Annotated in this window: 13 protein-coding genes and 1 other RNA gene; 11 read left to right on the top strand and 3 right to left on the bottom strand. The window is 31.6% G+C overall.

The window, feature by feature from the left end:
• The first annotated feature begins 96 nt into the window (after window positions 1-96).
• The 4 genes from N4T77_RS03625 to N4T77_RS03610 all read left to right on the top strand — a co-directional run bounded on the left by N4T77_RS03625 (window position 97) and on the right by N4T77_RS03610 (window position 4,302).
• Window positions 97-942 (top strand): methyl-accepting chemotaxis protein, encoded by an 846-nt coding sequence (locus N4T77_RS03625; RefSeq protein WP_261670378.1) that lies wholly within the window; start codon window positions 97-99, stop codon window positions 940-942.
• A gap of 317 nt (window positions 943-1,259) precedes the next feature.
• Entirely contained in the window at window positions 1,260-2,216 is a 957-nt protein-coding gene (locus tag N4T77_RS03620; protein ID WP_261670377.1) for an alpha/beta hydrolase, read from the top strand.
• Window positions 2,217-2,566: 350 nt separating this feature from the next.
• Window positions 2,567-3,436 (top strand): site-2 protease family protein, encoded by an 870-nt coding sequence (locus N4T77_RS03615; RefSeq protein ID WP_261670376.1) that lies wholly within the window; start codon window positions 2,567-2,569, stop codon window positions 3,434-3,436.
• A gap of 155 nt (window positions 3,437-3,591) precedes the next feature.
• Window positions 3,592-4,302 carry a VCBS repeat-containing protein gene (locus tag N4T77_RS03610; RefSeq protein ID WP_261670375.1) on the top strand — a complete coding sequence of 237 codons (711 nt, stop codon included), beginning with the start codon at window positions 3,592-3,594 and terminating at the stop codon, window positions 4,300-4,302.
• 95 nt (window positions 4,303-4,397) lie between these two features.
• Here N4T77_RS03610 and ffs read toward each other — a convergent pair.
• Window positions 4,398-4,663, bottom strand: an RNA gene (gene ffs, locus N4T77_RS03605) — signal recognition particle sRNA large type.
• Between the two features lie 262 nt (window positions 4,664-4,925).
• Between ffs and N4T77_RS03600 the strand changes: the two genes are divergently transcribed.
• Entirely contained in the window at window positions 4,926-5,543 is a 618-nt protein-coding gene (locus N4T77_RS03600; protein ID WP_261670374.1) for an acetate uptake transporter, read from the top strand.
• A gap of 107 nt (window positions 5,544-5,650) precedes the next feature.
• On the opposite strand, the gene N4T77_RS03595 is transcribed toward N4T77_RS03600, so the two are convergent.
• Window positions 5,651-5,911, bottom strand: coding sequence for a thioredoxin family protein (locus N4T77_RS03595; protein ID WP_261670373.1), 261 nt, complete (start codon window positions 5,909-5,911; stop codon window positions 5,651-5,653).
• Between the two features lie 187 nt (window positions 5,912-6,098).
• Here N4T77_RS03595 and N4T77_RS03590 point away from each other — a divergent pair, with 187 nt between their 5' ends.
• The 5 genes from N4T77_RS03590 to corA all read left to right on the top strand — a co-directional run bounded on the left by N4T77_RS03590 (window position 6,099) and on the right by corA (window position 12,179).
• Window positions 6,099-6,929 (top strand): AraC family transcriptional regulator, encoded by an 831-nt coding sequence (locus tag N4T77_RS03590; RefSeq protein ID WP_261670372.1) that lies wholly within the window; start codon window positions 6,099-6,101, stop codon window positions 6,927-6,929.
• 103 nt (window positions 6,930-7,032) lie between these two features.
• Window positions 7,033-8,244, top strand: coding sequence for a multidrug efflux MFS transporter (locus tag N4T77_RS03585; protein ID WP_261670371.1), 1,212 nt, complete (start codon window positions 7,033-7,035; stop codon window positions 8,242-8,244).
• Window positions 8,245-8,486: 242 nt separating this feature from the next.
• Window positions 8,487-10,250: a PAS domain-containing protein gene (locus N4T77_RS03580; protein WP_261670370.1), complete on the top strand. Its 1,764-nt coding sequence runs from the start codon at window positions 8,487-8,489 to the stop codon at window positions 10,248-10,250.
• A 175-nt stretch (window positions 10,251-10,425) separates the two neighbouring features.
• Window positions 10,426-11,199, top strand: a complete 774-nt coding sequence (locus N4T77_RS03575; RefSeq protein ID WP_261670369.1) for an ADP-ribosylglycohydrolase family protein — start codon at window positions 10,426-10,428, stop codon at window positions 11,197-11,199.
• Between the two features lie 20 nt (window positions 11,200-11,219).
• Window positions 11,220-12,179 carry a magnesium/cobalt transporter CorA gene (gene corA, locus N4T77_RS03570; RefSeq protein WP_261670368.1) on the top strand — a complete coding sequence of 320 codons (960 nt, stop codon included), beginning with the start codon at window positions 11,220-11,222 and terminating at the stop codon, window positions 12,177-12,179.
• Window positions 12,180-12,516: 337 nt separating this feature from the next.
• Here corA and N4T77_RS03565 read toward each other — a convergent pair whose 3' ends face one another.
• Window positions 12,517-13,347: a helix-turn-helix domain-containing protein gene (locus N4T77_RS03565; RefSeq protein WP_261670367.1), complete on the bottom strand. Its 831-nt coding sequence runs from the start codon at window positions 13,345-13,347 to the stop codon at window positions 12,517-12,519.
• 149 nt (window positions 13,348-13,496) lie between these two features.
• Here N4T77_RS03565 and N4T77_RS03560 point away from each other — a divergent pair, with 149 nt between their 5' ends.
• Window positions 13,497-14,552 carry a tubulin-like doman-containing protein gene (locus N4T77_RS03560; protein ID WP_261670366.1) on the top strand — a complete coding sequence of 352 codons (1,056 nt, stop codon included), beginning with the start codon at window positions 13,497-13,499 and terminating at the stop codon, window positions 14,550-14,552.
• The last annotated feature ends 37 nt before the right edge of the window (window positions 14,553-14,589 follow it).

Genomic DNA, 14,589 nt, shown 5'->3' with positions numbered 1-14,589 from the left:
AAACGTCAAAAACAACTTAATTTTATCTCAACAAATTTTGTCATATATGATATAATTATGTCATATTTGTTATTGTAGTAAAGGATGGGAATTAATATGGAGAATTTAATTAAGAATCAAGAAGAAGATATTATTGCTAATTTAATAAAAACACTGCCTCTTATACAATCTACTCTACCTATGGATTGTATGTTTGCTATATCTGATAAAGAAAAGTTTGTATATTATCTTCCAGGAAAAGAGGTTGATGCAAAAATTTCCGTAGGAAATTTTATTCCTCATGAATCTGGATTTTATAAATGCCAGCAGACTGGTAAAAAAGTAGTACAAGTTTTATCTTCTGATATTTATGGAACGCCAACAAAGTCCAGTGCTACTCCAATTAAAAATAAAAATGGAGATATTATTGGTGCAATTGCCTTAGGTGTAAGTGTTAATACACAACAAATATTACATAATGCTTCCGAAACAATTGCTTCCACATCAGAAGAAATAGGCAGTACAATAGAGGAACTTGCCAATACATCTGTAAAGCTTTCACAAGATTTAGATTCTTTAAAGGATATTGGAGATGCTGTAATCAGTGAAATTAAAAAAACATCTGAAATATTGCAATTTGTTAACCAAATAGCAACAAGTTCAAATTTACTTGGATTAAATGCAGCTATAGAAGCAGCCCGTGCTGGTGAACATGGAAAAGGTTTTACTGTAGTTGCTAATGAAATACGAAAAATGGCGGATAATAGTGTTAGATCTGTAAAAGATATTAATGTAATTCTTAAATCTATTGAAACTAGTGTGTCAAATATGGTTAGTACCTTATCAGGAGTTGCTGAGATTGGAGAACAACAGGCTTCTGCTACAGAAGAAATTTCTTCATCTATGGAGGAATTAACTTCATCAGCCATGGAAATAGAAAAAATAGCAGAAACAGCTATTTAAATAAAAGTTCAAAAGCCAATGCTTAATCTTAATATACTAAAGATTGGTCTTAAATTTGAACACAAGATAGCATAAAGCTAGCTAAGAATTGAAAGGCTGTGGTACTAATTATTTTAGTGCGGCAGTCCTTTTAGGTTTTTTAAAACAATATCTAGTACAATAATATTTAGTTTAAAAACATATATGCAGGTAAGTGGATATATTTCAACAATAACTATGCCTGGGAGATAAATTTTTAAAGGACACAACCTAGTCTGTGCAGGTTGCACCTTGCATATTTACGAAAAGATAGATAAACATTGAAAGGAGATAGCATTATGAAGGTTGACTTTATAGAAGAGCAAGTAACTATAAAAGGTGATGTAGTTTTAAAAGGAACCTTAACAGTACCTAACAGTGAAGCTGAAAAATTTCCAGCAGTTTTGATTGTCAATGGTTCTGGCGGTGCAGATAGAGATGGAAATATGAAAAAGCCTCCAATGGAGGCTAATATATATAAGGAATTAGCTCATTTTGTTACAAGCCTAGGTTTTATAACTCTTAGATATGATAAGAGAGCTGTAGGTGAAAGTGAGGGAGATCCACTTACCGTTGGAATGTCAGATTTGATAAATGATATATTAAGTAATATTAAGTTTCTGCAAAATCATCCTAAAGTTGACAGAGATAAAATTATATTGGTAGGTCATAGTGAAGGCTGTATATTAGCTACTATTGCTAATACTATAAACCCCTCAGCTGGTTTAGTACTGCTTGCTGGAGCAGGTACGAACTTATGGGCACCTATGAAATATCAAAATGCTCAAATTTTAGAGGAAGTAAAACATAAGAAAGGTCTAAAAGGGTTTCTATTAAGACTTGCTGTAAGGGAAAGCACTATAAGAAAGCAGCAGGAGGATTTATTTAATAAAATGATAAACTCTACAGAAGACACAATAAGATTAAAGGGTAAAAAGGTTCCTGCAAAGTGGTTTAGGGAGCATTTCAAATACAGCAGTGAAGATATATTAAAGGCTTTAAGTGATGCAAAGTGTCCTATTCTAGCAGTTACAGGAGATAAAGATGTGCAGGCCAATGCAGAGGATTTAAAAGTAGTAGAGAGCCTTAAAAAAGACAATATTAAAGCAGTGGTTATAAAAAATATGGATCACATGTTAAAAGAGTTTAGTGGGGAAAAGACAGTTTTAGATATAATGAAACAATATAAAAGTGAACTCCATAAACCTATGCATCCACAGCTTAAGATAGTTTTAGAGCAGTGGTTAACAGGTTAATATAGAGAATTAGATAAAAGCACTCAGCTAAATACAAACTGAGTGCTTTTCGTAACTATTTTTAAGTTAATAGCCAATTCTAAGTATTGATTAAAGCAGAGGCACCCAACATAGTAGAGCCTTCCAAACAAACTATAGATTTTCTTACTTATCGAAAATGATACCAAGTAAATGGTAAATGGAGCAAGTTAACACTATTTCTATTTATAGGCATAAATTGAACCTATGAAAGGATTTTTAGGGCATAGGAATAGTTGATTATTTGATATATCTCACCTATAATAATGTATATATAATTATATAATATGGTTACTAATACTTTTTAATATTTTTTAATAAGGGGTGGGATAATGGACGACAATAGTAAAATAGAGGTCAGAAATGAGAATGGTGTTGATTTTGTAACTATTGCAGAAGACACAGAAAAGGCTAAGAAAAAGAAAAAAGGTATACTAGCAGCCCTAGGGATTGGAGTTGCAGCTTTAGCTAAACTTAAGATTATAGGTAAATTAGGCTTTATCTTTTTGAAACTTAAGGGGTTAATAGTATTTCTTAAATTGGGCAAGCTACTTTCTACTTTTGGTTCTATGATGCTTATGATTTGGGTATATGCGAAAATATATGGTATGGCTTTTGCAGCAGGTTTTGTCTTACTAATATTCATGCATGAAATGGGTCATTATTTTGCAGCAAAAAAAATTAACTTGAAGGTAAGTGCTCCAATATTCATACCCTTTGTAGGGGCTTTTATATCTATGAAAGAGGAACCGAAGGATGCGAAAACAGAGGCTTGGGTTGCAATAGGAGGGCCTTTACTAGGAAGCATAAGTGCAGTTGGAGCTTTGGCAGTATATTATTATACTAAGCAAGAGTTATTCTTAGCTTTGGCTTATACGGGATTCATATTAAATTTATTCAATCTTATTCCAATTCATCCTCTAGATGGCGGCCGTATTGTAACTGCCATATCACCGGCTTTATGGATTTTGGGAATTCCTGTAATGATATTTGCTCTAATAAAATCTTTTAACTCCATAATATTAATATTTTTGATAATGGGAGCAGTACAAATTTACAAATATTATAAGGATGAAAATAAAAAATATTATGAGGTTGATAAGTCAGCAAGATTATTTTTTGCAATCACCTATTTCGGAATGATAGCTTTATTAGGGCTATTAAGTGCCTATTTATATAATATAGCGCCTAAAAACTTTTAGAGCACTTAAAAGCAGGCTAAGAAGAATAGTATTGGATAAATTCAATAGAAAGATGCTTAACTAATGTATTAATCTAAAAAAGCTGGGGACATTGGTAGCAATTCTCTGCTTGAATTCATAAAATATTATGGATATCTATGATTAAGGAGAGAATTATGTATAATTGTTATTTTAGAGCAAATGCAATGAGTCCTGTTATAGTCTTTAGCACAAGAGGAGATGTGAACGGGGATAGAATACCAGATACTGTATTCCTCACAGGCACTAGAACACCTATGAGTGGGTTTATTCAAAATATAACCCTTGTAGTACAGGATGGGAGAACAGGAAGGCTTACTACTGTGCCGCTAAGTGAAAATGCTGGATATAATCCGAGAATATTTTTGGGAGATTTTAATGGAGACAAGGTAAAGGATATCTTAATCAGTATTGATTCTGGAGGAAGCGGTGCAATAATGTATCACTATGTTTATTCCTTTATTAATAATACACCAAAATTAATATTTGATTTCAATGTGTATAATGAAGAATATAAATACGATGTTACCTATAAAGATAATTATAAAGTAGAAGTTATAAGTAGAAAAAATAATAAGAAATATATTATAGACATATCTCTTAGAGGAGAAGAATACCTAAATGAAATATATGATAAAAATGGCAAGCTTAAGGAGCCAATAAGTGGCTTTGTGAATCCATTAAGCGGACTGTACCCTGTGGACTTTAACTATGATGGAATATATGAATTGTTAGCATATCAAAAAATAGCGGGCAGGTTTAATGCAGATTCCTTAGGATATGTTTTAAACACTTTAAAATGGGAAAATAACAGTTTTAGTTTATGGAATCAGGATGTAGCTATTTAGGGAATAGGAACAAGTACTGACTGCTAGAAAGTAAAAAAGCCAATGCTCACAACATAAGCATTGGCTTTAAAAATTCTAAATATAATCTATGTACTTCGTGCACCCACTATCGACAATTACCCTACCCACGTTACTAATCTAGTTAGCTCAAACCAGGTTTATCCACGGCACTCAGAAGTGATCACTTACCGCTGCTTCCTTCCGGATCTGACGGATTTCATGAGCTTCTGCTGCATGGGACCCAATTCTCAATACCACTTTGATTAGGCAGACTGAGCAAAGTAAAGCCTATAGTGGGAATTCAATCCTGCTGTAGCGGATTGCAGGTTACAGGGCACCGCTGGCTCCCCATCTAGCACGAATTTTATCTTTAATTAAGTTATTTCCTTGCTGCTAGACTATAATAACATAATTAAAGTTCTCATTCAAGGGATATATTCATGGTAATCTAATCCTAAAGTTAGCGATTTACCCAATTGAAATGTATTATAGATCATTAATGCTATATTTGTTTACAAATAAAATATTATGCAAACTAAAAATAAAGTAAACCAAATAAAAACATTGACGTTATCGACAAATTTTGATAATGTCTTATAGTAATTATTTTTAGGAGGATTTATATGAATACTAATCAAACACAAAATGTTAAGATCGCTAATTGTGATCCATCAGCTTTAGGGTTATTTGGACTAGCTATGGTAACACTTGTAGCATCATCTCAAAAACTTGGACTTACAGAAGGAGTTTCTTTTGTTATTCCGTGGGCAATATTTCTAGGAGGATTTGCTCAGTTATTTGCCTGTATAAATGATTCTAAAAGACAAAACACTTTTGGAACAACTGCCTTTGGTGCTTATGCATTTTTCTGGTTTGCAGTGGCAGCTTCATGGATGATTAAGGCAGGAGTATTTGGACAGGGGCTTGTAGCATCAATAGACACTAAGCAACTTGGATTTGCATTTTTAGGGTATTTAATATTCACTATTTTCATGACTATAGGTGCTGCGGAAACAAATAAGTCATTATTTATAATATTTTTCCTTATAAACTTCTTATTCCTAGGTTTAACTCTTGATTCCTTTGGAGTGATGGGGGAATTCCCACATAAGATGGCAGCAATTGCAGAATTTTTAATATCTATGGCTTCTTTTTATGGGGCAGCTGCATCTGTGTTAAATCCTCACTTTGGAAGAGTATTTTTACCTATAGGAAAGCCTTTTGGTATATTTAAAAAATAATAAATTTTAAAAGCCTCTATGCAGTGATAATGGTTATAATTATTTTATAACTTATCACTGCAAGAGGCTTTTTTTTATTAAGTCAGAGAAGCATCCCCTTATAATTACTATTTAGAAGCGGCTTCAAAGGCATCTATAAGCTGATTCTTAGAAGTAGCTCCTTCATGGATTTTAACTTCATCAACAAAGTAGGTAGGCACGTAATAGTAATCATACTGCTTAGCTATAGATGGCTCAAGTTCTTCATCTATTATTTTAACTTCAATATCTGCATATTTGGGATTTTCTCTTTTTATATCTTCTATCCAAGAAGCTGCAGTTTTACAGTAAGGGCACCAGCTAGTAATAAACATCATAATTGGTTTCATTTTTAATCATCACCTAACCTTTATTTTATAATAAATAATATATAGTTATTCTTTCTTTTTTATAATATGGTATTCCAACTTAATCATTAAGTTGATTAATAGTTTATATATTGATACAGTTCTAATATAGCATAAAACACATAATTTGTTATAATAAAAGAATTGAAAACTAAAATTGGAGGCAAATATGAAAATAAGTAAACTATATTTCTACATTCATTATTGCAACCATAGAGAATCAAAGGAAGAGTGGAAATTTCCAAGAAGAATAACTAGAAAAATTCAACACCATGAATTATTACTTATATCCGATGGAAAAGGAATTATTACAGTGGAAAACAAGAGATATTTTATTAAGAAGGGGATGTTGTTTTACTTTCATCCAGAGTTACTTCATTCCATAGAAACAGATATTGATGATCCAATGTGTTTTTTGTCCATTCATTTTAGCTACGCAGAGGTAGATTATAATGATTCCAAATGGAGCATTAAGGAGGAAAATAAATTACTTCCATTAGAGCATATGCAAGAATTAAAGGATTACTATCCTATTATTGATACATTCAAAAGGCTAATTAGGTGTTGGACTGAAAAGTTTCCAGGGTACGAGCTTATTTGTAAAGCAATGCTTCAGCAGCTGCTATATGAGATTTTTGGGAATATAAAAAAGAAAAACACTAACTATTCAACATCTTTAAAAGTAGAAAAAATTATTAAATATATGCATGAAAATATAAATAGGAGACTAACTCTTACCGAATTGTCAGAGTTAGTTCAGCTGTCTCCAGCCTACTTATCTAGGACCTTTAAAGAAACTACAGGATATTCTGTAATTGAATTCTTTAATAAGATTAAAATTGATAAAGGAAAGGAATTTATAAGCGAAGGAGATAAAAAGATAAAAGAGGTAGCTGAACTGCTGGGATTTAAAGACGAATTTTACTTTAGTCGTATATTTAAAAAAATTGAAGGCAAAAGTCCTTCAGAATATTATAGCAAAAATGTCCATGGAGTTTAATTTGATACATGGATTTAAGCCCTTTCACAAAGTATAATCAAGGTACAATTACTAAATATTATAATGCTTAAATGGAATTATCAAAGAAGGAAGGCTTAAGTTTATGGAAATCTGGAAAAGAAATTTAATAGTTTGCTGGTTTGGAATGTTTGTAACAGCCATAGGGCTTAGTCAAATTGCCCCTGTGCTGCCCCTTTATATAGGCCAGCTGGGTGTTCACGATACAGCGCAGATTGAACAGATGTCAGGAATTACTTTTGGAGTTACCTTTATAATTCTAGCAATCTTTTCGCCAATTTGGGGGCAAGCTGCAGACAAATTCGGTCGAAAACCAATGCTTTTACGTGCAAGTCTTGGAATGGCAGTGGTAATATTCTGCATGGGATTTGTACAAAATGTATATCAGTTAATGATATTAAGAATGCTCCAGGGAGTTGTTGCAGGCTACAGTACTGCTTGTACTACACTTATTGCAACTCAAACAGATAAGGAGCATGCCGGTTGGGCCTTAGGCGTAATTGCAACCTCATCTATCTCAGGTTCCTTGTTAGGACCAATGGTAGGTGGTTATTTAGAAGAAACTATAGGACTTAGAAGTATATTTTTTATGACAGGTGTGTTGATGTTAATAGTATTTGCATTAACCTATATTTTTGTAAAGGAGAACTTTAGAAAGTCCGATAGAAAAGTTCTTAAATTTAAAGAGGTTTGGGACCTGATTCCAAATCCTGCTTTGCTTGTTACTATGTTTATAACAGCTTTTATTTTGCAATTAGCATTTTATTCAATAGAGCCAATTATAACTGTGTATATTACTCAGCTATCTCAAAATACAGAACACATTGCACTGATATCTGGAATAGCTTTTTCAGCTTCAGGCTTATCAAGTATTATAGCAGCACCTAGATTAGGAAAGCTTTCAGATAGAATTGGAGCACAAAAGGTAATGTTAGCAGCTCTGATAGCAGCAGGAATTATATTTATACCACAGGCTTTTGTAAAAAGTCCTTTTCAGCTGACAGTACTTCGTTTTCTGCTAGGACTAGCTACAGCTGGGCTTACTCCATCGGTTAATGTACTAATTAAGAAGATAACGCCTAATTCTCTTACAGGAAGAGTTTTTGGCTTTAGCATGTCTGCACAATATTTAGGTACCTTTGCTGGCTCAATACTTGGAGGACAGGTGGCAGCCTACTTTGGTATCCGATATGTATTTTTTATCACTAGTATATTGCTGCTTATAAATGCACTTTGGGTTTATAAAACTGTATGCAAGAGGATTAGTTATAATAAACGCAGCCAATTTGCCAATTAATGACTATGGAAATTAATATAAGAGAACTTTAAATAAAAATTCAAAAGCCAATGCTTAATAAAACCTAAGCATTGGCTTTTAAATTTTTAACGTAACATACCTATGGTAATTTATTACTATAATAGATAACCTAAATATTAGGAACACTAATGAGGATGAAGGTTTTAATAAAATATCATAATAAAACTAGTGCTGTTTATTAAAACTACAAATCAACTATAGGGAGGAAGGTTGGTAAAGGTATGAGAAAAGAAATAAATTATATCACTATAGATGGCCGTGGAGAGCATGAATCTTTCAGAGACTGTATTACAAAGGCAATTCAAGAATTGAAACCTAATGAAGGAATACATATAATTAAAGATTTTGAGCCTTTTCCTATGTACAAAATGATGGAGGATAAGGGCTTTGATAAACAGGTAGAAAAAATAAGCGATGATGAATTTCATGTTTATTTCTGGCCTAAGGTTGAAGGTGATAAGATTGGTATAGGAGAAAATTTAAAATTTGATGAAGAAAAAATACAAAAAATAATGAATATAGAGGTTGATTATTTAAAGGGGAATTTATCTTTAAAAGAAGCTAAAAAGAAAGTGCAGAATTCCTTCAAAGAGGTAACAGCTCAGGAGTTTGCAGTTTGTGAACAATACATTGAGGAGAAGGGAATTTCCAATGATTTATTATTGGAAAAAATGGAGGAACTTTTAGAAATTTTCGATGGAATACTTGTAAGTAATAAGCTGGATTTACCTGTTGGACACCCAATTAGAACTTATTTAGATGAAGTAAGGGCTATAAGAGCAGTATTAAATAAAATGAGGTCTATGCTGAAGAACAAATTTATAAAAAATCAATGGGAAGAACTCTATGAGAAACTAGAACAAATAAATATTCATTTTTCTAGAAAGCAAAATCAGTTATTTGCCGCATTAGAAAGCAAGGGCTTTGATAAACCTTCAAAAATTATGTGGACATTAGACAATGAGATAAGAGATATAATCAAAAAGGCTAAAGGATACTTAAAAGAAGATAAAGATGAGGAGTTTTTAAGGCTTCAAGAGGAAGTTATAGAAAGAGTAGAGGATATGATGGTGAAGGAAGAAGAAATCTTATTTCCAACGTCCATGGATCTTCTTTCTGAGGAAGACTTTGTTAAAATGAGAGAGGGAGATGACGAGATTGGCTATTGCTTGATTGAAACACCTCCTCCTTACGGTAATAGGAAAGAAAAGAATACTGCTAATTTTCAAAAGGATGAACTACTTAAGGACCTTTCAAAGGTATTGGAAAAACATGGTCTATTTACAGCCCATTCTAATGAGGCAGAATTAGAAGTTAGCGAAGGAAAACTTACTCTTGATCAGATAAACCTTATTTTTAAGCACCTTAATGTAGATATATCTTTTGTAGATGAAAATGAAATTGTAAAGTTCTACAATGATGTTAGTCATAGAGTGTTTCCAAGAAGTCCAGGAGTTATTGGAAGAAAGGTACAGAATTGCCATCCAAGGGAGAGTGTAGATACCGTTCAGGAAATAGTCAGAGCCTTTAGAGAAGGAGAGCATGATGAAGCTGAATTTTGGCTAGAACTTGACGGAAAGTTCATATATATACTATATAATGCTGTAAGAGACAGTGAAGGAAACTTCAGAGGAGTACTAGAAATGGTACAGGATGCAACTAAAATAAGAGGCCTAACTGGCAGTCAAAGGCTTCTATCTTGGAACAATAAAAAGTCGGAAAGTAAAAAGGAAAATAAAGATACAATTGAAAATATATATGGTATTACAGAGGAAACTACCCTTGGAGAATTAGTAAATAAATATCCTTTTATAAAAGAATTTTTAGTTAACCTATCACCTAAATTCAGTAAACTAAAGAATCCAGTTATCTTTAAAACTATGTCTTCAATAGCAACTCTTGAAATGATTAGTGGAAGAGGAGGCTTTGAAGTACAGGAACTTATAGATAAAATTGTGAAGGAGATTCAATCTAGAAATATGTAAATTCTAAACCATATTTTTCAGTAGTATCTTTAAAGAGAAAGCCACCGGTCTATAATTAGTCGGTGGCTATATTATCATATTATTAGAGTTTTTTGAAATATTTTTGATATAATTGGAGTAAAATACTCATATAACCAGTAGAGGAATAATTTAAAGCATAAGGAGGGTGAAGAATATGCTTGGAGCAATAACTGGAGATATAATAGGATCTGTGTATGAGTGGAACAATATAAAAACTAAAAGTTTTGAGTTGTTCTCTCCAAAATCAAGGTTTACTGATGATTCAGTACTTACAGTTGCAACAATGGAGGCTATTATTAAGGACAAGTCTTTCTCTGAAAGTTACAAATACTGGTTTAGGAAATATTCTAATGCAGGTTTTGGAGGCAGCTTCATGAGATGGGCGATGCTTGACGAAAGAGAACCCTATGGCAGCTATGGTAATGGCTCTGCTATGAGAGTTAGTCCTGTTGGCTTTTACTATAATTCTATTGAAGAAGTTCTTGCTAAAGCAGAGGAAAGTGCTGCTGTAACACATAATCACCTAGAAGGAATAAAGGGGGCAAAGGCAACAGCTGCTTCAATATTCCTTGCAAGGAAGGGTAGAAAAAAAGATGAAATAAAGGATTATGTTGAAAAGAATTTTGGATATAATTTAGAGGAAAGCCTAGAAAGTATCAGAAGCTGGTATAGCTTTGATGTTTCATGTCAGGGAAGTGTTCCACAGGCTATAAGAAGCTTTTTGGAATCCACTGATTATGAAGATGCTATAAGAAATGCAATATCCATAGGTGGTGACAGTGATACCATTGCCTGCATAACTGGAGGCATTGCAGAAGCCTATTATAAGGAAATTCCAGATTATATACTTAAAGGAGCTAAGGAACTGCTGCCTGAGGAAATGAAAGAAGTTTTGAAAGCATTTTATCAGCAGCTAGACAATAATTGATATAACTGAGGTGAAAACACTTGATTCGCATAATAACTGTAAGTAAAAACTTAGAATTAAAGAATTATACATCCATTGACAGCTTATCAGATCCAGATATAAGTTGGTACTGGGTAGACATGGAAGAACCTAATGAAGGTGAACAAAAGCTTCTTAGATATCACTTTGGCTTTCATCCTTTAGCCATAGAAGATTGTCTGCAGATATCAAATAGACCAAAACTTGATTATTATGGAGATTACGATTTTTTTGTTATAAATGCATTAAACAAAGAAACACTATGCCCTGAAGATATAGGATTGTTTGTGGGAGCAAATTATATTGTTTCTGTACATAGGACCCATCAAGATGAACTAGATCATGCCTGGGAGAGAATATCAGTGAATAAAAGGGCATGGGAAGAGGGACCTACCTATGTTGCCTACTCCATACTAGATAAAGTTGTGGATCAGTTTTTTCCTGCAATATATAAAATAGAAGACAGTCTAGAGAAAATTGACAATAATGTTGATCACTTATCTGTATACAAGTTAGTTGACCAGGTATTTGACATTAGAGGAGATTTGCTGCAGTTAAGAAGGATTGTAAACTCTATGAGAGATTTACTATATAGAATAGTTAACTCGGAACGGTTAAACTGGTTCAAAGAAAATAAATTTTATTTTGCAGATGTACATGATCATCTGCTGAAGTTATCTGAAATGATAGAAGCTAACAGAGATATAACGGCAGATATGCGGGATAGTTATATGTCAATAAACTCTAATAGAATGAATACTAACATGATGGTTTTAACAGTTATCTCCACAATATTCATACCACTTACTTTTATTGCAGGAGTTTATGGAATGAACTTTGACTATATGCCAGAGCTTAGATGGAGATATGGATATTTTGCAGCCTTATTTTTTATGTTTGGCATTGCAGTACTTATGTTTTTATGGTTTAAAAGAAAGGGATGGTTTGATATTTATAAATAAGTTTGGAGAGGAATGACAAACAGTAATAAATGATCTAACCAAAACTAAATTATATTTACAGAATTCAAATCAATGAGGTTCATTGGTTAGGCTTTACTAGAAGCGGACAAAACGGATAGTTTGGAACTATCCGTTTCTGTATGGAGCAGCATAAATGATTAGGTTGCTCCTAAGCATTGCCATATATATATTATTAACCAAAGATGGGTACGATATGCATTGTCATGCTGGTTAAGCATTGAAAGCTACTAATTTTAAATTGATTGTTAAAAGAAAATATATAAAATTATTAACAGCACAGTTAAAAAAGAGTATAAGATTAATCCTCTTAAAAATATTATTTAGCCTTAATCATTTGAAGTAATTTACCTAAAAAGCCTGTATTAGCATTATCAATTTCTACTTGATATTGAGTAAAATAAGCATCCTGTATAACTCTTTTAAAATCTTTAACTTCTTTTATTAAACGCTCACTATTAGTTAAAGATGATTGAACAAATGTGTTGAAATCATTTTGTAAATTAAGTTTTAATTCATCATTTTTGCTGTCAATTTTTTCTGACATAAATCCTGTAATTTTAGCAAGAAGTTTGTCATGTGAATTTATGTTAATTTCATTAAAATCATCAAATTTTGAATCTATATATTCTTTAATTTCCATAGATAAATTTTGTTTAAATTCATCAAGAGTCTTATTTTGAACTTCAATGATTGCAGTAGTAATATTTTGAAGATATAATGAATTGGAGTTTTGCATATCATTCATTAATTGAACTTTAAAATTATTAAGTTGAATTTGTTGTTCTTCTTTAATTAAATCAATAAGTTCTTCAACAGATAATAAATTGCTTTCCTGGACTTCAGTACCATTTAAAGGCAGCTTATTACAATAGCTCTGAATCTCTTTAAGAGACATACCTTTATTTTTTAATTTTATTAAGAATTCTAATTTATCAACATCATTACTAGTATAACGTAACTCTTTATCTACTATTGCAATTTTTAACAGATCGTCAAATATACTTGTGTAGTATTTTATGTTACTAGTATTTTCGTTTAATAAATTAGCAACCTGTTCAATAGAATAGTACAATATTTCGCCTCTTTTTTTATTTTCAATTTTAGCACTAACTTTTTGTGTATCTATGTATTTATCTTTATTATCCATAATAATTAATCCTCCCCTTCTCTTTTCGAATGGATAAGAGGTAAACTTAAGTAATTATTATAATTTTTTTAAAAAAAGGATTTAAAATATAAGGTTATCAAAATTTTCTTCGATAATAGGTATATAATAATGTAATAAGGAGAGTAATTATGGAAAAAGGTAAAATGTTATTAGTTGCACTAGGACAAGGTGCTGGAAATATAGTAGATGGATTATTAAGTAAAAATCAAAGATATAATGGGTTATTCTTAAATAGCAGTTTATTTGATATAAAACCACTAAAAAATGCCGATATGATAAAAAATGTATATGTATATCCAGGAACAGATGGTTCAGGAAGAGATAGAAATAAATCTAAAGAAATGCTAAAAGATAATATTAATGCCATAGGAACATTGCTAAGCAAATATCCTTTAACAGAAGTAGTTGTAGTATTTACAACTATGGCTGGGGGAACAGGTTCCGGCGCAATAAAAACCTTTATACAAATAGTAAAAAAAGTATTACCAAATGCCAAAGTAAATGTAGTAGCTGTTTTACCTAGTTTAAAGGAAGATGAATTGGCATTTAAAAATACTATTGAGTGTTGGAATGATATAAATAGTATAATGGACTTAATAAGCGATGTTAAGTTTGTAGATAATAATAAGAGAAATACCTACAAAGAAATTAATAATGAAGTAATTGAAAGTTTAGATTTGGCATATAACATAATAGGTATTCATGCTGATGGTAGTATTGATAATAAAGATTCATTTAGAATAAATACAGCAGAAGGATCAGGTCTTGTTTTAAAGTTATATGATGGCCTAAAAGATGCTAAGACTGCTGTTGATTTAGCCATAAAAAACAGTGTATTTGTTCAGCCAGATCTATATGATTGTGATTATTTAGGTATTAATTTAAAAATTGATGGATATGATCCATATGAAGTGACTAAATTATTCGAAGTTTATAAAAGTACATATATAACATATAATAATAAGAATAACATAGTAGTTCTTGGAGGATGTGAAACTCCTACAGAATCAATAAATTTAATAAAGATGGCTTTAGAAGAGAAAAATAAAAGAAAATTATCAAGAAGTAAAAAAAGAAGTGTTATGATTGATTTAAATATGAATAATAAAGAAGAAAAAGAAGAAATAGACGTACTTAATAATAGTGAACTTAATAATTTACTTGAAGACAATTATACTTTCTAGGATTAGTATTACTAAAACAATTAAAGTCAGACATTGA

The organism is Clostridium sp. CX1 (assembly GCF_025398335.1).
GTDB lineage: Bacteria > Bacillota > Clostridia > Clostridiales > Clostridiaceae > Clostridium_AM > Clostridium_AM tanneri.
Note: the sequence above shows the minus strand (reverse complement) of the source record. Positions and strands in the feature narration are given on the sequence as shown.

Excerpts from the sequence above, each read along its gene's own strand:
- N4T77_RS03580 (WP_261670370.1), top strand. The coding sequence starts at position 8,487 with ATGAGAAAAGAAATAAATTATATCACTATAGATGGCCGTGGAGAGCAT.
- N4T77_RS03600 (WP_261670374.1), top strand. The coding sequence starts at position 4,926 with ATGAATACTAATCAAACACAAAATGTTAAGATCGCTAATTGTGATCCA.
- N4T77_RS03590 (WP_261670372.1), top strand. The coding sequence starts at position 6,099 with ATGAAAATAAGTAAACTATATTTCTACATTCATTATTGCAACCATAGA.
- N4T77_RS03595 (WP_261670373.1), bottom strand. The coding sequence starts at position 5,911 with ATGAAACCAATTATGATGTTTATTACTAGCTGGTGCCCTTACTGTAAA.
- N4T77_RS03625 (WP_261670378.1), top strand. The coding sequence starts at position 97 with ATGGAGAATTTAATTAAGAATCAAGAAGAAGATATTATTGCTAATTTA.
- N4T77_RS03565 (WP_261670367.1), bottom strand. The coding sequence starts at position 13,347 with ATGGATAATAAAGATAAATACATAGATACACAAAAAGTTAGTGCTAAA.
- N4T77_RS03620 (WP_261670377.1), top strand. The coding sequence starts at position 1,260 with ATGAAGGTTGACTTTATAGAAGAGCAAGTAACTATAAAAGGTGATGTA.
- N4T77_RS03560 (WP_261670366.1), top strand. The coding sequence starts at position 13,497 with ATGGAAAAAGGTAAAATGTTATTAGTTGCACTAGGACAAGGTGCTGGA.
- N4T77_RS03575 (WP_261670369.1), top strand. The coding sequence starts at position 10,426 with ATGCTTGGAGCAATAACTGGAGATATAATAGGATCTGTGTATGAGTGG.
- N4T77_RS03615 (WP_261670376.1), top strand. The coding sequence starts at position 2,567 with ATGGACGACAATAGTAAAATAGAGGTCAGAAATGAGAATGGTGTTGAT.
- N4T77_RS03610 (WP_261670375.1), top strand. The coding sequence starts at position 3,592 with ATGTATAATTGTTATTTTAGAGCAAATGCAATGAGTCCTGTTATAGTC.
- N4T77_RS03585 (WP_261670371.1), top strand. The coding sequence starts at position 7,033 with ATGGAAATCTGGAAAAGAAATTTAATAGTTTGCTGGTTTGGAATGTTT.